Here is a 19,945-nt window from a genome sequence, read left to right as displayed (position 1 = left end):
GAATGGTAGAAAGAGTAAACGGAACTATTAAAAACCATACGATTCTTAAAAATCAATATCTAAATGTATCTGAATTATATCAAGATTTTGCTCAATTCTTCTCCTACTACAACCTCTACAGAAGACACGGTTCACTTAGGAAGGAACTTAAGGTTAAAACTCCGATACAAGCCATCGAAAAGTGGTTCGAATTAAAACCTGAAATTTTTAGAATAAATCCTAAAATATTTGAACAAAAAATTATATCTTTACAAAACAATTTTGACCAACTTCATCTATAACCTTGTGAAACTTGACAAATACGGATTATCTTCTAAATTTAGTGCAAAGATAATACTTATAGGTGTAATTAAGGATATTCAATATTAAAAATTATGAAATCTATAAAATATATATTTTTCGTTTTAGTATGTTTTGTAGTCCGAACGGGATTTGCACAAACAGAACCTATACAAAATGACACACTCTATATCTTTGATCCCGGTGGACCATATCCAGCGATAAAAGAAGTGGCAGATTTGTTTTCAAAAAAGCAAAATATTCCTATAAAAGTTATCAAAGGTCCCTTTGCCCAATGGAAAGAACAAGCCAAAACACAAGCCGACCTTATCTACAGCGGTTCCGAATTTATGATGACCCAGTTTGAAAAGGAATTACCTATAATAAAAGAGAGCGTTTGTCCGTTGTATTTACGCAAATCGGGCTTGATAGTTCGCCCAAATAATCCTAAAAATATCCAACAATGGAGTGATTTGCAGCAACCTAACATCAACATTATGGTGGTAAATGGAGCGGGACTCACAGGAGTTTGGGAAGATATAGCGGGTAGGGATAAGAATATAGAATCTCTAAGAGCCCTACGAAAAAATATCGTTTTCTATGCCGAAAATAGTGGACAAGCACAAAAAAAATGGCTCGAAAACAACACCATTGATGTGTGGATTACATGGGAAATTTGGCAAAAGAGGAACCCTAATACTGCTGAGTTTATCCACTTGGATGAAGTACATACAGTATATAGAGATTTTGGTATTGCTTTAGCAGAGAATACACAACCTCATCATATGGCATCTTCATTTTTAGATTTTTTAAAAAGCCACTATGCAGAAACAATCTTTGAAAAATGGGGTTGGATTACCCAAAAACAATAATAAATCAGTAACTAATTTTTAATTTTTTATACCTATGAGAAAAACAATTTTAATGATGTTAATGCTTGTTTTCACAAGCCTGACTTTTGCTCAAGAAGCAAAGTACCAGTTGTCGAGCCATATTTTAGACATTACTCAAGGACAACCCGCACCTAATGTGAGTATTCGCCTTTCTAAAATGGATAATCAAAATCATTGGGTAACAATTGATGAAAAAGTAACCGACCAAAATGGACGTATCAAAGATTTCTTAAAAGAAGGTAAAGGCATCAATCATCAAGGGATTTACAAACTCACATACTTTACACAACCTTATTTTGAGAAATTAGGACAGAAAAGTTTTTATCCATTTATTGAAGTCATTTTTGAGATTAAAGATGGAAATCATTACCATGTACCTATCACATTGAGTCCGTTTGGGTACTCTACCTATAGAGGAAATTAAGATCTCTTATTTACCTTCATATTAAAAGTGTTCTGAATAAAGATATTTTGAACGCTTTTTTAATTTCAAGATAAATTTAATGATTTTTTTGGGCGTGCCCCTCTGCTTTTTTTTAGGAAAGACAGAGCGTCGGTCTACGGGCAGTCCAATCTGTAGCACCAAATAATTTCTCTATTGTTAAAATGGGCTAGATATCTTGAAATAAGAATTTAATTTATAGAAAGATTTTATAAAAAAATTGTACATTTGTGTATTAGCTATAATTTGGGGATATGCCTTCAACGATTACAAAATATAAAATATTTTTAGCTTCACCAAGTGATCTTTACAATGAAAGAATTTCTATTGAAGAGGTTATTGACGAATTGAATCTCACATTTGGAAAACAGCATGATATCCATTTAGAATTATTAAAGTGGGAGACACATTCAGCTCCAGCAATAGCAATTAGTCATCCTCAAGAGATAATAAATGCAGATATAGGTCATGATTATGATTTATTCATAGGTTTAATTTGGAAAAAATTTGGAACACCAACCAATAATGCAAATTCTGGAACAGAAGAAGAATTTCTAAATGCATATAATAGGTTTTTAGAAACTCCAAATTCTCTACAGGTACTTTTTTATTTTAACACAACTCCTGTTTCTATTGATGATATTAATCCAGAGCAACTGTTAAAAATTAAAAACTTTAAAAATGATATTGGAAAAAACAAAAAAGTTCTTTATTGGGAATATCAAAATTTTCAACAATTGAGTAAGTTTTTAAGGATTCATATTCCTCAAAGAATAATGGAATTAAGAAAGTTTCATCAATTAAATTATAATGTAAATAAACAAAATGAAATATTAAATGTTGAAATATTAAATGAAGAATATGGAATTATAGACTATCAAGAAATGATTGAAAATAATTTTCAGGAATCTACATCATCTTTATCAAGAATTACTGAAGCCACAAAATGGATTGGAGAACAGATGGACAAAAAAACAGCTGAAATGAAAGCGATGAATATATCAGGTAATCAAATAAGTAGAAAAGCTTTAAAAAACTACTTTGTCCGCACAGCAAAGGTAATGGATAATTATGCTAATCGAATAAAGCCTGAAATCCCAATATTCAAAGATTATTTCGAAAAAGGAATAGATGCTATGTCTAATTTGATAAACATATCTAGAGATGACTTAAGTTTAGAAAAAAATGAAATTGAAGAAACCGAACAATCATTATCTGAACTTATTGATGGAATGGCTCATTCTATAAAAAGAATGGAAAGTTTTTTACAATCAGTTACTAGCTTACCAAGAATTTCTAAAGAATTAAATAAAGCCAAACTGAATGTAAGTATAAAATTGGAAGAATTACTTGACAATTTAAAAATCAGTCTGTCTATAGCTGTTGAACTGAGGAAAAGTATTAAATTTTAAAAAATTAAGAATATAGGTGTATTTGTTATACAATGCACTAAACTAATTCAATACTATTCCCCAATAGTTAAACATTTTACTCTTGCTAATATTTGGTTTAGAAGACCAAAAAATTATCGTATCTTACGAAAAAATATAAATCACTATGTGGGAAAGGCGTACCTATTTCTTTCAATTATTTTCAGAACATTTATTGCTATCCTTTGTATCGGTGGTGGCAGTGGCAGTTGTTGGTATGGTGCTAGGTTGGGTGGTGTATCGTTATACAACCGCTCGCAAAATCATTTTACCAATCATCAACTTTTTATATACCATTCCATCGATTGCGATGTTTGGGTTGTTGATCCCCTTAGTCGGTATCGGTCTCAAAAATGCTTTGATTGTCATTATGTTATACGGACTATTACCCATCGTTCGCAATACCTATTCAGGATTAAAAGAAGTCCCTGACAACTATATCGAAGCCGCCAAAGGCTTGGGAGTCAATGCCCGACAATTATTTTGGGGCGTTCATTTTCCGTTAGCCTCACCGAGTATTTTATCAGCCTTGCGTGTAACCACCGTTATGGTCATTTCCCTTACGGGTTTAGCCGCTTTGATTGGTGCGGGCGGATTGGGACAAGCCATCTTTCGAGGACTCAATACAATGAATACCCAACTGATTTTAGTCGGTTCGTTAGGGATTTCCTTTTTTGCGATTTTAGGCGATTTCTTTGTAGGCAGTTTTGAGAAAAAACACCGATTGCAACGCGTACTTTCACACAATGCCACTCCTCATCAAAAGCGAATGCTATGGCTCAATACAGGTGTGTTGGTTGCCTTGTTAGTATCAGCATTTGTGTATTTGAACCCCTTGTCTGGCAAAAGTTCACAAACCATTGTAGTGGCATCTAAACCGACCACCGAACAATTTATACTTTCGGAAATCATCGCTCAAATTATCGAAGACAAAACCGACCTTTTCGTAACACGAAAATTTGGAATCGGAGGTGGTACGACCAATATTCATCCTGCAATGCAACGCGGCGAAATCGATTTGTATGTGGAATATACGGGTACCGCGTGGCGTTCGGTGCTCGAAGAACCCTATCAAGAGGGCGTTCCGATTGTTTTTGATACGCTTAATCAGCGGTATCAATCGGCGTTTCAAATGCAATGGTTAGGGTTGATTGGGTTTAACAATACTTACACTCTCGCCATTAAAAAATCGACTGCCCAAGAGAAAAATATTCAAACTTTTTCCGATTTAGCCCAACAAAGTCCTAACTTTACTTTCGGTGCAGAGTTTGACTTTTTCGAACGCCCCGATGCCTACAAAGGATTGATAAAAGCCTATCCTTTTCAGTTTGCCAAAGTAAAAGAAATGGACATCAACCTGCGTTATGAAGCCATAAAAGAAGGAAGTGTCTCCGCAATTGATGCCTTTACCACCGATGCTCAAATTGAATCGATGCAATTGCAAGTTTTGGAAGAGAACCGCCACTATTTCCCTGATTATGAGGCAGGAATTGTCATACGCCAAACGACGGCTGAACAATATCCTGAAGTGGTGGAATATTTACAACAACTCAACGGACAAATTTCTACCGAACAAATGCGAAAACTTAACTATCAAGTAGAAATCGAAGGAAAGTCTGTCGCCCAAGTGGCTCACGAATTTGTCCAACACCTTTTTAAAACCTCAACCCATGAATACCCCCCCATCATAGCCATAGAAAACATAACCTTCTCGTACACCGACACGCCGATTATCAAGGATTTTTCATACAACATTTTCCCTGAAACTTTTTTGTGTATCACGGGCGAAAGTGGTTGCGGAAAATCAACGCTTTTACGCCTGATCAATCGGTTGTTGATACCCGATAGTGGTCAAATTAAAATCAATGGAGAAATCATTACCGCTGAAAATCAAGTACGATTGCGAAGAACGATGGGCTATATGTTACAAGAAAATTCGCTGTTTCCACACCTTACCGTGTTTCAAAATATGGCATATTGCTTAGATTTAGAAAAGGAAACGATAGAAAATAAAGAGGCTCGCATCCACGAATTATTACCCTTAGTTGGACTCAAAAAGGAACATCTCGACAAATTTCCCAACGAATTAAGTGGCGGTCAACGACAACGAGTGGGCGTGGTTCGTGCGATTGCTCATAATCCTAAAATTGTACTCATGGATGAACCCTTTTCTGCCCTCGACCCCAATACTCGAACACAATTGCAAGATTTAGTTAAAGAAATTCATCAACAACTCAAAACCACTTTTGTCATGGTAACGCATTCGCACTCGGAAGCGGAAAAATTGAGCACGGAAGTGTTGAGGATGTAGGATAAAAAAGAATAATAATTAAAAATGGGAGTAGATTTACATGTAATAGGTAACCATAATTTTATTTTTGAACCCGATGTGTTTACTGATATAGCGGAAGAAATAACCTACCGATTAAATAAAATAGAAATTCCTAATTTAGAATTTATAAGACTACATAAATTACATGATTGTGAATATCATAGAAATGCTCCTAATGTAATTAGAAGTATAAACAATCAAAAAAAATGGGAATATGTGCCAAATTCCTGTAATTTTTATAGAACAGATAAAAGATTTCATAGATATATCGACTTTTCTGGACCTCATGCAGGCCAAACGCATTAAAATACATTATTTTTCTTAGTAATAAATTGATATAATTATTGGTATAATGGACAAAAATTAGGCTGTTTTTTAGAACATGTTCTCTAATGGACATTTTTTAGGCTCTATTTTCAAACATTTTTTGAATAAAAAAATACTTTTCTTTGTATGGTCTATCTAAACGGAAATAGGCTCTGCTGGAGAGCAACCTATTAGGGATAATATAAAATGTCTATTCAATGGGCTGTCTTATGTTATGTCAACCCATTGATATTTTTAGAGAGCCTTATGCCTTTAAAAACTCATCTATAAATTTCTTTTTCCTATGGATAGATAATCCATTGTGATTACGAAGTTTGTTTTTTAAATCCGCGAAATGTCCATCTATAGCGTTCGTTGTATTAGGAATGTTAAGTTCTATATAATCATACCAAGTAAAAAGCCAAGGTAAGTTTCGTTTTAAACTTCGAAAAGCACTGCGTAACCTTTTATGTGTGTAAAATGATTTTTGAGTTATAGGATTTATGGTTCTTTCATTTAAAAAATCCTTCCACTTATCAAACCATAGTTCTAATGCACCTTCAAAAGATTCTTTGTCTGTTTGCTTCATTAAATCAACTACTTGCATTAACTCCTTAGCAGCCTCTAACTTTGGATTTTTAGTCAAATATCTACGAATTATTGCCGCTTGGTGGAACTGACACATTTGTACAGAAATATCTTCAAAGGATTGAATAAGTCCTTTCCTTCCATCACACACAATGCCTGCTATTTGAAAACCTAAAGATTTTAATTCATTGATTCCTTGAATGTATAATGCATTGGTTTCTTGCCGAACATAGTATTTTAAAAGGTTTTCTTTGGTTATTGCATCCTTAAAAAGCATCACACCAAAATTTCTTCCCCAGTAGGTTGTATCCATTAAAATGATAACTTTTCTAGGTTGTTTTGTTACCTTTTGAACCTTTATCAAGTCTTCTTTGTATCGTTTTTACAGAGCAATTATACTTCTTAGAAAGTTGTTAATAAGTTTGTTTTCCTCGGGTGTATATTCTACCCAAAGATGGTCATTATTGATGCGATGACCACCTAAAAATTGTTTATCGCAATGTTGGCATTTATAGAGTTGAACACCATTGACAAACTCATTTTTCTTGGTAAATTTCTTACCACAATGAAAGCATTTTTTTTATTCATAACCTTTGATTGGATACAAAGTTAATGATAGCAAGGATTTCAAGAGTTTTGAGCCTAAAAAATGTCCATTAAGCCTTATTTTACTTTTTTTAATAAATGATTTTCAGAAAATCAGAAATTATAAAATATTTTCTTTATCTGTTAGATTTATTACTCCAAACTTTGCCGATAAACCTCATCTAAGGTTTTGCCGCCTTTATCCTTCCATATAATCCAACCATTTGTATTTCGTCCTAAACAAAATATAGCCGCCGTACTCGGACTAGAGAAAGTTTTATCTGATGTTAATACCAAAGCTCCTCCAATATTAGAAGTGTATTCCTCTATGAGTCTTGCTCTTTTCTCACTCCAACTTAATGAGGGAACACAATCATTAGCAATAGAACTACCTTTTAGTACTGTAAATCCGGAGGCATCATAGAAGCCTTTGGCATTACAACCTCTCCCTTTGGTATAAAACAAATGTCTTTCTTTTGCCTCCGAAACTTCAAAAATAGTACAGCCCATAAATGAAGTTAAAAATTTAATATCCTCAAAAAACTCATCCATTGTATCTTTTTGATGCTCTGGTAGATTAGGACATTTAGGCACTTGTATATTCTCCTTCAAAATAAAAGTATTGGCTTCCTTGGCTTGGGCAATGGCAATATGCTCCAGATATTGTACATCTACTTTTGTAATATCTGTATCTTTGGATACAAAAATCAGGGCTTTTTGCCAAAAAGGTTTTTTATTATCGTGGTCTTTTACGCGTTCTCTAAAGTTCTCCGTCTCACCAATGTAAGCCTGTGGTTTGGCATTTTCATCTTCTCCTATCAGAATATAGAATGCAGGTTTTTGTAGTTTCTCCTGAATATTCAGATATTTAAGATCAGAACGAGGCACCACAAACATCTGACAAATTTTATTACTAATAAAAACATACTGCGTCCCTTTTGGGTCGCCATCTACTAAATAAGTGGTTACTGTTTTCCCCATTGTATTATATTTCTTCTAAACCTAATTCTTTTAAAAATTGATTGTGTTCTTTTTGTGCTTTTATAATTTTTTCCTCAATGGTTTTTAATCGGTCGTGTACTTCTTTTAAATCTACGGGAGCCTCCTCCTCCGCAGTACTTACATAGCGAGAAATATTGAGATTATAGTCGTTTTTTTCTATTTCTTCCATTGAAACTCTTCGAGAGTAACGGGCAAGTTCTTTTCGGTATTGATAAGTGTCTACTACCTTTTCTATATGTTCTTCTTCTAATTTATTCTGTCTCTTTTCTTTTGTGAAATTTCCATCTGCACTTGCATTGATAAAAAGAACATCATCAGACTTTCTACATCGCTTTAATACCAAAATACATACAGGAATTCCTGTGGAATAGAATAAATTGGAAGGCAAGCCAATAACCGCATCGATATTATTGTCCTTTAATAGTTTTGTTCTAATTCTTTCCTCTGCACCTCCTCTAAATAAAACCCCATGCGGAAGAATAATTGCCATCGTTCCCTCGGCAGATAAGAAATGAAAGCCGTGAAGCAAAAAAGCGAAATCAGCGGCTGACTTTGGAGCTAAACCGTAGTTTTTAAATCGAAAATCATCGGCAAGGGTGTCGTTGGGTTCCCAACGCAAACTAAAAGGTGGATTGGCTACAATGGCATCAAACTCTACTTTTTTAGCGGGATTCATTTCGCTGAGTATATCCCACTGATTGAGCAAAGTGTCTCCGTGAAATATCTCGAACTCGGTATCTTTCATTCCGTGTAGAAGCATATTCATTCGGGCAAGATTGTAGGTAGTAATATTTTTTTCTTGTCCATAGATTTTATGAATGTTCCCACCATTGTCTTTGATTCTTCGCCTTACATTAAGCAATAATGAACCCGAACCACAAGCAAAATCCAAAACTTTATTCAGTTTCTTTTTTTTACCCGTAGTGGGGTCTTGACAGTCTAAGGTTACGATTTCCGAAAGTATGGTAGATACTTGTTGAGGAGTGTAAAATTCTCCCGCTTTTTGACCGGAACCCGCAGCAAATTGCCCAATTAAATACTCGTATGCATCGCCCAAGGTATCAGTATCGGTAGAAAAATTGGTAATTCCTTCAGCTATCTTTTGGATAACCTTGCAGAGTTTTTCGTTTCTTTCGCTGTAATTCTTCCCTAATTTCTCAGAATTAAGATTGATGTCTGAAAATAACCCCTGAAAAGTACTTTCAAATGATTCGTTTTCGATGTATCTAAAGCCTTCTTCTAAGGTGCTTAGCAAATCACTGCTTTGCTGGCGCGCCATCTCGGCAATACTACTCCATAGATACTGTGGCTTGATGATATAATGTACCTTGCGACGCATTTGCTTTTCAAACATTGCAATATCTTCCGAATTTTCTTTGTACCAAATATCCAAAGGGGTGCGGTTGTCTTCCTTTTCTAATTGAGGATAATCGCTCCCTAATTCTTTTTGTGCCGCCTCCTCATAGTTATCAGAAAGGTATCTTAAAAATAGAAATGAGAGCATATAATCGCGAAAATCATCGGCATTCATTGCGCCTCTTAGGCTATTGGCTATATTCCAAAGGGTTTTTCCTAATTCTTGTTGTGCTTTTTGTGTCATATTATCTTGTAAATTATCCTAATATATCAGGTATTTGAAATTCATATTTATCTAAAAAGGTCTTCAGTATTTTTTTAAACAATTCTTTGTTATCTTGATTCATTTCTTGGGGGGAATAAATGGAATATTTACCATGGCTTAATAAATTTAATGCACGAGAAAAAAGAGGCTCGTCTTCCATATCTTTTATACAATCCGAGAAATCATCATAGCCAAAAAATGTAGAAGTTTTTTCTAAAATTCCCCTTAGTGTATTGAAATGATAGGTTTTAATAACATTAGTTTCGGAGGCTATTTTTAACTCACTTAATAAAGCTATATGATGAAAGAATGGCGTATCATTAGTAGATTGTAAAATATAACCTTCGTTCCCATTTTTATGTAAAAAATGACTTTTATGCCCTATACTTCTTAGCTCATTATAGATTACATTATAAAATAATGAATGGTGTGATGATATTACTGTTTTTATTTTACCTTTACCTCGTTTTAAAAGTTTAGCCAAATCGCTCGCAACTCCAATAGCATTATTATCATCGAGCGACGAAATAGGGTCATCTATGTAAAAATATTTTACCCAGTTATAAGGACCAGTGTTTTTATCATCATCTATTGCCAATTCTGCTATTGCTAAGAATACGCACCAAATAAAAATATTCTCTTCTCCTCTTGATATTTTTATATTCTCCTGAACTATATATTCAGGTTGTGTATCATCGTGTTTATACTCAGGATTTGGAATTTGTTTTTTGAAAAGAACTCTCCAATTATCATAATCTATAATGAAATCAAAATCTGCATATCGTTCTAAAAAATTAAAGATCTTTTCTTCTAACGCTAGTTCTTTAAACCCATCAAAAAACTGAGAATCTTTGTTGATTGTTAAATATCTTTCTGTATCATTTTCGAGATCATTATTCCAATGAAAAAGGTCTTCTGTATAAGCATTATAATATAAAGTTTCTGCTTGGGGGTTTTTCTCTCTCTTTTTAAAAATATCTTTGAACTCCATAGAAAGCCGTGTCTTCCCTGTGCCATTATATGCATATAGAAGTACAAAATCAGTATTGTTTAAATCATCTTTCAGTCTTACCGCTACATCTTTTAAGTTCTTATATTTATATTTCTTTTTAGCCATATATATGTCCTATTATTTATAAATAATTTTTGTACTCCTTGTTACATTTATATTTTCTCCCATCACATTTATATTTTCCCCTGTTGCATTTGCGTTTCCCCCTGTTACATTTGCATTTTTTTCCGTTACATTTGCGTTTTTACCCATTACATTTATATTTTCCCCCGTTACAACTGCGTTTCTCCCTGTTGCATTTGCATTTTCCCCTATTACATTTGCATTTTTACCCATTGCAATTACATTTTCCCTTGCTACGCTTGTTATTTAACAAACAACTTTTGCATTAAGCCCCTTTTATGTTGCTTAAGTTGTTCTATTTTTTGCTTCTGTTCTTTGATTAACTCATCTAACGAAGAAAGACAAGCCGCTATTTTTTGTTGTTCTTTTGGGTTAGATGTTAATATCAATTTACATTTAACTATCTCACTTGAATAAATATGCTTAACAGTTGTTCCTGAAACATACTTTAAAATTTCTTGTTTAGAAAAATTTATCAAATAACTTAAAAATATAGAATTGATTAAAATTTTAGGTCTTAAAATATTAATATCTCCACCTAATATAACATTCTCTACCTCTAATGCAGATGCCTTTGCTAACCCAGAAGGAGTAACATCTGAACTTGGCATTAAAATATCTCCAACTTCTCCTCTAATTCCATTTACTTTATTGGTTTTAGAAATAATAGAATAAATTACTTCATTATATAATGTAAACAATTCTCCATAATGTATACACAATTCAGATCCTTCAGGAGTAATATCTGATTTTGAAAAGGATTGTCCCCTAAATACATTACATATTTCTCCAACTTTCTTCTCCTCCCAATCGCCGTCATTTTTAAATTTGGGGAAGCGGTAGGCGGGTTGTTTTTTGCCTTTTTGTGGGAATAGGTTTTGTAATAAGCCTTTTTTATGCTCTTCTAATAATTCTAATTTTTGGCTATGCCCCTCTATTAACTCATCTAACGAAGAAAGACAAGCCGCTATTTTTTGTTGTTCTTTTAATGAGGGTAAGTTTACAATAAAATCACTTAGTACTTCTTTAGTTATAGTTTTAATAATACCTCCAGGAGCTTTTTGTTTCTCAATATTAAACAAAAGCTGTAGAGTATATGCAAAAAAAACTTTGTCAATTGGTTTATTAAACTCTTCAAAAAGTAAAAGTGTTCTGTCTACATAAGCATCATATTGTGTAATTGCAACCCTTCCGATAGACCCTTGCAATGTAATTATAATTGTTTCTTTTGGAATAAATACGCTCTGCTCTGCTGCAACTTTACTTATCTTATTTTTTGTTTGTGCTTTTAATCTTAGATTTTCATCAACATCATAAACTTGAACAAAAGGAAATCCATTTACTTCATCGTACCATTCTGGAGAACCATATGGTTGAGGAAAACTACCTCTACGATATTTGGCTAAATTATTCAAAGTTTTTTCCTCCCACGCCCCATCATTTTTAAATTCGGGGAAACGCAGTTCGGGGATATGGGTGTGTTTAGTTTTGTTCATACGCTTTTAGTCCTGAGATTTCGTTGTTTTCGCCGACTAATTTTTTTAGCTCGGGTATTAAGTCTTCCATTAAGGCTAATTCTTTTTTGCCTCGTTCTTTCCAACCTAAGCCTAATGGAGCTAATAGGTCGGTTAGTTCTTCGCCGTCAAATATCTTGCGTTCTATCACGCGCTCTACAAAGGCTTTTAGGTCGGTAATAGGGAGGTTATGTTTTGTAGCAATAGTCATCAAGGCTTTGTTTTTCTTTTCTATTACAAAGTCTTCAAAACGCTGTTTGAGTTCCTCGGCTTCATAGCCTCTGCTCCAGTCCAATACATCAAAAAACTCGGTTAAGTCTTCTTTTTCATTCGGCATATTGGAGGTGGAACTAAGCAAGCGCTTAATCTGCTCCTTGGTCATTTTTTGCTTGGTAGGTTCTTTCTGTGTACTATCCGCTACCAGATTCATAATGTAATCATAATCTATAATGGCAGAAGCAAAGAGTACGAACTCAAAATCGAGTTCTTCTAACTCGGGTGAGGTTTCTTCTTCTCCTTTTCCTTGCTTAGTTTTGAGTTTTTTGGCGGTTTCCATATACGAACTCCTAAACTCCAATAGGGTTTCCTTAGGTAGCAAGGTTTCTATCTGTTCTTTTTGCTCCTCGTCCAAATCGGTATATTGGTCTAATTGTGTTTTGAGGCGTTGTATTTCTTTGAATGTTTTTACAAAAGTTATCCTTGCACTATCTCCTTTCAGGTTATACACATCTTCGGGGGTGGTTTGCAAATCTTGCCCTTTCATAAAGTCGTCTAACTCTGCAATAGCTCTTTGGTATTTTTCAATTACCTTAGGGGCAGACTCTACCAACCAAATTTCTTTGGCTCTACCACTATCTTCGCCAGAGAATAAGGCAATGGCTTCGTTTACACTTGCCTGTTGCGAACGGAAGTCTAAAATATTACCGTATGGTTTGGTGTCGTTCAGTACGCGGTTGGTACGCGAAAAGGCTTGTATCAATCCGTGGTATTTAAGGTTCTTATCTACATATAGCGTATTGAGGTACTTAGAGTCAAAGCCCGTTAGTAGCATATCTACCACGATGACAATGTCTATCTTGTTTCGGTGTGGATAATCTTTATTGCTATATTGTTGGTCTTTGATTCTCTTTTGAATATCTTGATAATACAAATCAAACTCGTTAATGCTATGGTTGGTTCTATACTGCTTATTATAATCCTCAATAATTGCCATTAGAGCCTTTTTCTTTTCTTCGGGTTCAGTTTGGTTATCTAATTTTTCTTGCGGTAAATCTTCCTGTATTTGCTTTATATCATTGATGTTTTTTTGATTTTCTTTTTCTCCATCTTTTGATTGTATGGTAGGCGGAGAGAATACACACGCAATGTTGAGCGGGGTATAATGCTTGTCTTCCTCTTGTTTTTTCTTTTGAATTGCTTTGAATAGGTTGAAATATTCAATCGCATCATTGATAGAAGAGGTAGCAAATACCGCATTGAATTTTCTTAAATTGGTCGCATCATTATGTTTTTCTAATATGGTTTGAACAACAGCCTGCTTGGCCACGGGTTCTCCAGGTTTTGCCTTTTTCTCTCCTTCGCCTTTGTAGTAATCAATGTGAAAACGCAATACATTGCCATCATCTATTGCGTGAGTAATGGTATAGGCGTGTAGTTGTTTCTCAAAAATATCTTTGGTAGTTTTGTATGAGGCTTCTTCTCCTTCTCTATTGACATAGGTAGCGTTATCCTCAAAAATAGGGGTTCCCGTAAAGCCAAAAAGTTGGGCTTTAGGAAAAAATTCTTTGATTGCTTTATGATTATCTCCAAACTGCGAACGGTGGCATTCATCAAAAATAAATACCAAGCGTTGGTCGCTCAGAGGTTTTAGTCGCTCTTTGTAGTTTTTCTTTTGATTACCATCTAACGCCAACCCTAATTTCTGAATTGTGGTTACAATAACTTTATCGGCATAGTCGGTAGAAAGTAAACGCTTCACTAAGGTTTCTGTGTTTGTATTCTCTTCTACACTGCCTTCTTGAAATTTATTAAACTCTTCGCGAGTCTGTCTATCAAGGTCTTTTCTATCTACGACAAACAAACATTTTTCAATATCAGGATTATTTTTAAGCAAAGTAGATGCTTTGAATGAGGTAAGAGTTTTCCCGCTCCCTGTAGTATGCCAAATATAACCGTTTCCACGATTTTGATGAATACAATCCACAATAGCTTTAACCGCATAAATCTGATACGGACGCATAATGAGAATTTTCTGTTCACTCTCTACCAGTACCATATACTTGCTTATCATTTCGACAAGGGAACATTTTTTCAGAAATCTATCAGAGAAATCATCTAAATAGTTAATTTTCTTATTGCTTTCATCTGCTAACTCATAAATTGGCAAAAAACGCTCATCAGAATTAAAGGCAAAATGCTGATTTTTGTTATTAGAAAAATACATCGTTTTATTGCCATTGCTCACAATGAATAATTGCATAAAGCATAGTAACGAATTGATATAGCCGTTGCCTACATCATTTTTATAATCTACGATTTGTTGCATTGCTTTACGAGGCGAAATATCTACGCGTTTAAGTTCTATCTGAACCAAAGGTAAACCATTGACGAGCAAAATCACATCATACCGATGATTGCTGTTTTCGGTATTGATACGCAGTTGATTTACAACCTCATAGTGATTCTTGCACCAATCTTTTATATTGACTAAAGTATAGTTAAGAGGTGTACCATCTTCTCTTTGGAAATAATTGGGTTCACGAAGCATCTTAGAAGCCTTAAACACATCTGCCGTGATGATTTCTTCTCGTAAACGGAAGAACTCACTATCTGAAAGATTCACTCTATTAAGTTCTTCAAACTTTGATTTAAAGTTCTGTTCAAGACTTTTTCTATCTACTATATCAGGACGATAGGTATACTTTAATTCCTCTAATTTGTTGATTAGTTGTGTTTCTAATTGACTTTCTTTGTTCATTAATTCAGTTTGAGATAAAAATCTTTAAAAAATACTATTGTTTTAGGTGAAACAAAATTACTGATTTTTTTCTTTATTCTAATTTTTTTCATAAAATACCTCGTAAATATACTTTTCCTGATTATAAATATATAAAAAAGGAAACCTAATCTAACTTACATTAAAAATATTTTATTATGTAGCATAAATTATCCAAAATAAAATCGCAGTAAGAATAATTCCTACTGCGATTTGATATTTAAAGTTTCGTAAACTTATTTTACTTCTTCGAAGTCTGCGTCTTGTACATCATCTGCACCATCAGTACCGCCAGCATTAGGATTACCGTCCATATCTGTGCCACCTGCTTGCTGTGCATCTGCTTGAGCTTTGTAAAGTTCTTCAGAAGCAGCCATCCAAGCCGCATCTAAGGCTTCAGATTTTGTTTTAATCGCTTCCATATCTTTAGCTTCAAAAGCAGTTTTTAATTCTGCAGCTGCGGTTTCAATAGCCGATTTTTTATCGCCAGAAATCTTATCACCAAACTCTTTCAATTGCTTCTCAGTTTGGAAGATTTGACCATCTGCTTTGTTGATTAAATCCGCTTCTTCTTTTCTCTTAGCATCTGCCGCAGAGTTTTCCTGAGCTTCCTTCTTCATTTTTTCGATTTCCTCATCAGACAATCCAGAAGAGGCTTGGATTTTAATCGACTGCTCTTTACCAGTTCCTTTATCCTTAGCCGATACGCTTAAGATACCGTTAGCATCAATATCAAAGGTTACTTCAATTTGAGGCACTCCTCTTGGCGCTGGTGGAATATCAGTAAGTTCAAATCTACCAATCTCTTTATTATCGTTGAACATTGGTCTTTCCCCTTGTCCGACTCTAATGCTTACGGCTGGTTGGTTATCCGCAGCGGTAGAGAACACTTCCGATTTCTTAGTTGGAATAGTAGTATTCGCTTCGATTAATTTTGTAAATACGCTACCCATAGTTTCGATACCTAATGATAGAGGCGTTACATCTAGAAGCAATACATCTTTTACATCGCCAGTTAATACCCCACCTTGGATAGCTGCACCAATAGCCACTACTTCGTCTGGGTTTACCCCTTTAGATGGTTTTTTACCGAAGAATTTTTCTACTTCTTCTTGGATCACTGGGATTCTTGTAGAACCACCTACTAAGATTACTTCATCGATATCAGAAGTGGATAACCCAGCATCTTGAAGGGCTTTTTTACAAGGCTCCATAGAACGCTTTACTAAATCCGCTGATAACTGCTCGAACTTCGCTCTAGATAAAGTTTTTACTAAGTGCTTAGGTCCAGATGCAGTAGCGGTGATGTATGGTAAGTTAATTTCCGTTTGTGGCGATGCTGATAATTCAATTTTTGCTTTTTCAGCGGCTTCTTTTAATCTTTGAAGGGCAATCGCATCAGCTTTAAGGTCTACACCTTCTTCGCTTTTAAATTCATCTGCTAACCAGTCGATGATTACATCATCAAAGTCATCACCACCTAAGTGGGTATCTCCGTTAGTGGATAATACTTCAAATACACCATCCCCTAATTCTAGGATAGAGATATCGAATGTACCACCACCAAGGTCGTATACTGCTACTTTTTGGTCTTTATCTTTTTTATCTAAACCATAAGCTAACGCCGCCGCAGTAGGCTCGTTGATGATTCTTTCCACTTTAAGACCAGCAATTTCACCAGCATCTTTAGTGGCTTGTCTTTGCTCATCGTTAAAGTAAGCTGGTACTGTAATTACCGCTCTAGTCACTTCTTGTCCTAGATAATCTTCAGCAGTTTTCTTCATTTTTTGAAGAATCATCGCAGAGATTTCTTGCGGTGTATATTCTCTATCGTTAATTTTTACCTTTACAGAATCATTAGGACCTTCTACTACTTGATAAGGTACTCTAGCGATTTCTTTTTGATCATTTTTAAAATGGGTACCAATAAATCTCTTAATTGAATATACTGTATTTTTAGGGTTAGTTACCGCCTGTCTTTTGGCAGGGTCTCCTACTTTTCTTTCTCCATCTTCTGTAAATGCTATAATAGATGGGGTAGTTCTTTTCCCTTCTGCGTTAGGGATTACTACAGGATCTTTACCTTCCATTACAGATACACAAGAGTTTGTAGTACCTAAGTCAATTCCAATAATTTTACTCATATCTTTATTTCTAATTTTTTGTTAATATTAAATGCTTACGCTTCCTAATTCACCAAGAATATGCCATGGGACTTTTTGTGTCAAAATGTCATATTTGTAAAAATGAAGTTTCTATTTTTAAGCGACCATTGCCTAAAAATAGAAGTATTGTCGAACGACTTTGTCAAATTATTTGAGATACCATTCGATGAAGAAGTTTATAAAATTTACCGACAAGGGCATCTATTGCATTCCAGGCAAATTCTATTTAGATCCGTGGAAACCCATCAATCATGCGATTATTAGTCACGCTCATGCCGATCATGCCCGTTGGGGAATGAAAAAATACCTCTGTCATCATTACATCCTACCTATTCTCAAACACCACATTGGCAAAGACATCAATGTATCGAGTATCGATTATGACGAACTTATTATAATCAATGGAGTCAAAGTCAGTTTGCATCCTGCGGGACACCTCGTAGGTTCTTCACAAATTCGTATGGAATACAAAGGACAAGTCATTGTATTCAGCGGCGATTATAAAGTCGATGCTGATGGAATGAGTACCCCTTTCGAACCCGTAAAATGCGATATATTTATTACCGAATCTACCTTTGGATTACCCATTTACGAATGGAAAAAAAACGAAGTGTATCGACAAACTCTACACGATTGGATTGAAAAGAACCAACAAAACCAAAAAACCAGTATTCTCATTAGTTATTCCTTAGGAAAAGCCCAACGCATCATGAAATTAGTCGAAGGATTCGGCAAAATTTTCGTACACAATTCCATTGACCATACCAACCAAGCCATAGCGGCATCCGACTTACAATTACCCGATTACCAGCGTATCGACTGGCAAAATCGCAAAGAAATGCAAGGGCAAATCGTTGTAGTACCACCCGCCCTCATCGGCTCAAATATGATTAAAAAAATCCCCAACGGCACCACTGCCATATGCTCTGGTTGGATGCAAATTCGAGGCAATCGCCGTTGGAAATCCGTAGATGCAGGTTTTGCCATCAGCGACCACGCCGACTGGGACGGACTCATCCAAGCCGTCAGAGCTACCGAAGCCCAAGAAGTCTATGTCACACACGGATCCACCCACATTTTTTCCAAATACCTCAATGAAATTGGCATCAATGCTCACGAACTCAAAACCGAATACGGCGATGAAACCGAAGAACCATCAGAAAACAAAGAATAAAATGATACCATTTTTTTGGGCGTGCCCCTCTGCCTTTTTTTAGGAAAGGCAGAGCATCGGTCTGCGGGCAGTCGTTCTTTTTTTGTCTCATTGAGCGTAGTGTCGAAATGTAACAAAAAAAGGAACTCCAACAATGCCCTCTGCCCTCACGCGGTGGGAGTGGATAAGTAATTAGCAATTATAAAATATGTGTTTATCCTTAATCCAATCGTATATTTTAAGTTTGGGAGGTTTACTTTCTTTTTCTAATAAATCAACCAAAACCTTTAAAAATAATTTTTTCTTCACCACATAAAAGTTTTCCGAAGATTCAACATCAGAGAGTCCAATACCTCTTAGAATTATTTCATGTCTTAATTTATCTATAAAACTCCAATAATTCTCATAATCATCATCGCTTTCATCAAGTTCAATATCATAATTCTTTAATAAGGTTGAGGTAAAACCTTGTTCCTTTATTTCGTAATAAATTTTCTTAAACTTGAATGGCATTTCACTATCAATCACTATTTCACTAGTATCTTCTTTACCAATCTCTCCTGTTCTCATTACAAACAAATCATCTCTGTACGCTAAATGACAAAAATAAATACGGTTATTTTCTTTTTTATGCATCATATACTCTTCCGTAAAAAGAACATCAAATAAATAATGATAGTCTTCTTTACATTTATTAACATCAAAAGTCCCCATATTATCGTATTCCGCTGGTTCAGGAAGCAGTTTTTCTAATAGATAGTGGGTATTCATTGGAATTGAAAAATCGTCTATAAAATAGTTTTCTTTTGGTTCACCAAAATATTCATACATATACTTTAAAACATCACTAAAATTCTCTAATGGCTCAACATAGTTCTTCTTTAATTTTTTCTCTACTTTTTTAAATGAGTGATGATAATATAATATATTATCTAAAAGACTACAACCAGATAAATATGCAATTTTGTTACCTCCAAATGCTTCAACGATTGACTTGTAATATTTGCGCCACTCATTACGAAACAACTCGTTAGAATTTTCAAACCAATTTGCATATCGTATATGTGGTTCATCAAAATAAATACTTTTGTCGTAAAATGTAATGCCTAAACCATGAGGTCCAGGCCAAACGCATTAAAACTTTAATAATTGTTCGAGATAGTTTAAGTCAAATACGGCTCTTTTTCTCATTCTTTTAATACTTATTTGTCAAGTTTCACAAGGTTATAGATGAAGTTGGTCAAAATTGTTTTGTAAAGATATAATTTTTTGTTCAAATATTTTAGGATTTATTCTAAAAATTTCAGGTTTTAATTCGAACCACTTTTCGATGGCTTGTATCGGAGTTTTAACCTTAAGTTCCTTCCTAAGTGAACCGTGTCTTCTGTAGAGGTTGTAGTAGGAGAAGAATTGAGCAAAATCTTGATATAATTCAGATACATTTAGATATTGATTTTTAAGAATCGTATGGTTTTTAATAGTTCCGTTTACTCTTTCTACCATTC

17 protein-coding genes are annotated in these 19,945 nt (G+C 34.6%); 7 read left to right on the top strand and 10 right to left on the bottom strand.

What is annotated here, in order from left to right:
• The 6 genes from C237_RS0107790 to C237_RS0107765 form a co-directional block, all read left to right on the top strand.
• Window positions 1-281, top strand: a 281-nt coding sequence (locus tag C237_RS0107790; protein WP_018675924.1) for an integrase core domain-containing protein, incomplete at its 5' end; no start/stop codon positions are given.
• Between the two features lie 93 nt (window positions 282-374).
• Window positions 375-1,151 carry a substrate-binding domain-containing protein gene (locus tag C237_RS0107785; protein WP_018675940.1) on the top strand — a complete coding sequence of 259 codons (777 nt, stop codon included), beginning with the start codon at window positions 375-377 and terminating at the stop codon, window positions 1,149-1,151.
• 34 nt (window positions 1,152-1,185) lie between these two features.
• On the top strand, window positions 1,186-1,596 hold the full coding sequence (uraH, locus tag C237_RS0107780) for a hydroxyisourate hydrolase (RefSeq protein WP_018675939.1): 411 nt from the start codon (window positions 1,186-1,188) through the stop codon (window positions 1,594-1,596).
• A 272-nt stretch (window positions 1,597-1,868) separates the two neighbouring features.
• Window positions 1,869-3,026 (top strand): DUF4062 domain-containing protein, encoded by a 1,158-nt coding sequence (locus C237_RS13955; RefSeq protein ID WP_018675938.1) that lies wholly within the window; start codon window positions 1,869-1,871, stop codon window positions 3,024-3,026.
• A gap of 145 nt (window positions 3,027-3,171) precedes the next feature.
• Window positions 3,172-5,355 (top strand): glycine betaine ABC transporter substrate-binding protein, encoded by a 2,184-nt coding sequence (locus tag C237_RS13115; protein ID WP_018675937.1) that lies wholly within the window; start codon window positions 3,172-3,174, stop codon window positions 5,353-5,355.
• A gap of 24 nt (window positions 5,356-5,379) precedes the next feature.
• A complete protein-coding gene (locus C237_RS0107765) occupies window positions 5,380-5,682 on the top strand; it encodes a hypothetical protein (protein WP_018675936.1) in 303 nt (100 codons plus the stop codon).
• Between the two features lie 265 nt (window positions 5,683-5,947).
• Here the strand turns inward: C237_RS0107765 and C237_RS0107760 are convergent, their stop codons facing one another.
• The 8 genes from C237_RS0107760 to dnaK all read right to left on the bottom strand — a co-directional run bounded on the left by C237_RS0107760 (window position 5,948) and on the right by dnaK (window position 17,266).
• Entirely contained in the window at window positions 5,948-6,634 is a 687-nt protein-coding gene (locus C237_RS0107760; protein ID WP_018675935.1) for an IS256 family transposase, variant Zn-binding type, read from the bottom strand.
• A 374-nt stretch (window positions 6,635-7,008) separates the two neighbouring features.
• Window positions 7,009-7,836, bottom strand: coding sequence for a GIY-YIG nuclease family protein (locus C237_RS0107750; protein WP_018675933.1), 828 nt, complete (start codon window positions 7,834-7,836; stop codon window positions 7,009-7,011).
• Between the two features lie 4 nt (window positions 7,837-7,840).
• Window positions 7,841-9,457, bottom strand: a complete 1,617-nt coding sequence (locus C237_RS0107745) for a type I restriction-modification system subunit M (RefSeq protein WP_018675932.1) — start codon at window positions 9,455-9,457, stop codon at window positions 7,841-7,843.
• Between the two features lie 13 nt (window positions 9,458-9,470).
• Window positions 9,471-10,595, bottom strand: a complete 1,125-nt coding sequence (locus C237_RS0107740) for an AAA family ATPase (RefSeq protein ID WP_018675931.1) — start codon at window positions 10,593-10,595, stop codon at window positions 9,471-9,473.
• A gap of 12 nt (window positions 10,596-10,607) precedes the next feature.
• The gene (locus C237_RS0107735; RefSeq protein WP_018675930.1) at window positions 10,608-10,826 is read right to left on the bottom strand and encodes a hypothetical protein; all 219 of its coding nucleotides are present in this window, start codon (window positions 10,824-10,826) and stop codon (window positions 10,608-10,610) included.
• Window positions 10,827-10,855: 29 nt separating this feature from the next.
• Window positions 10,856-12,109, bottom strand: coding sequence for a restriction endonuclease subunit S (locus C237_RS14730; protein WP_018675929.1), 1,254 nt, complete (start codon window positions 12,107-12,109; stop codon window positions 10,856-10,858).
• Window positions 12,096-15,104: a type I restriction endonuclease subunit R gene (locus C237_RS0107725; RefSeq protein WP_018675928.1), complete on the bottom strand. Its 3,009-nt coding sequence runs from the start codon at window positions 15,102-15,104 to the stop codon at window positions 12,096-12,098. Before C237_RS0107725 ends, C237_RS14730 begins: the two co-directional genes overlap by 14 nt.
• A gap of 254 nt (window positions 15,105-15,358) precedes the next feature.
• Window positions 15,359-17,266: a molecular chaperone DnaK gene (gene dnaK, locus C237_RS0107720; RefSeq protein WP_018675927.1), complete on the bottom strand. Its 1,908-nt coding sequence runs from the start codon at window positions 17,264-17,266 to the stop codon at window positions 15,359-15,361.
• A gap of 187 nt (window positions 17,267-17,453) precedes the next feature.
• On the opposite strand from dnaK, the gene C237_RS0107715 reads away from it, so the two are divergent.
• The gene (locus tag C237_RS0107715) at window positions 17,454-18,461 is read left to right on the top strand and encodes a ligase-associated DNA damage response exonuclease (RefSeq protein ID WP_018675926.1); all 1,008 of its coding nucleotides are present in this window, start codon (window positions 17,454-17,456) and stop codon (window positions 18,459-18,461) included.
• Between the two features lie 171 nt (window positions 18,462-18,632).
• Here C237_RS0107715 and C237_RS0107710 read toward each other — a convergent pair whose 3' ends face one another.
• Window positions 18,633-19,466 carry a hypothetical protein gene (locus C237_RS0107710; RefSeq protein ID WP_026315573.1) on the bottom strand — a complete coding sequence of 278 codons (834 nt, stop codon included), beginning with the start codon at window positions 19,464-19,466 and terminating at the stop codon, window positions 18,633-18,635.
• 198 nt (window positions 19,467-19,664) lie between these two features.
• The coding region (locus C237_RS13105) for an integrase core domain-containing protein (RefSeq protein ID WP_018675924.1) at window positions 19,665-19,945 on the bottom strand (281 nt) is incomplete at its 5' end.

This window comes from Riemerella columbina DSM 16469 (genome assembly GCF_000374405.1).
GTDB lineage: Bacteria > Bacteroidota > Bacteroidia > Flavobacteriales > Weeksellaceae > Riemerella > Riemerella columbina.
The sequence above is the reverse complement of the archived record's forward strand: the minus strand, read 5'-3'. Positions and strand labels throughout refer to the sequence as shown.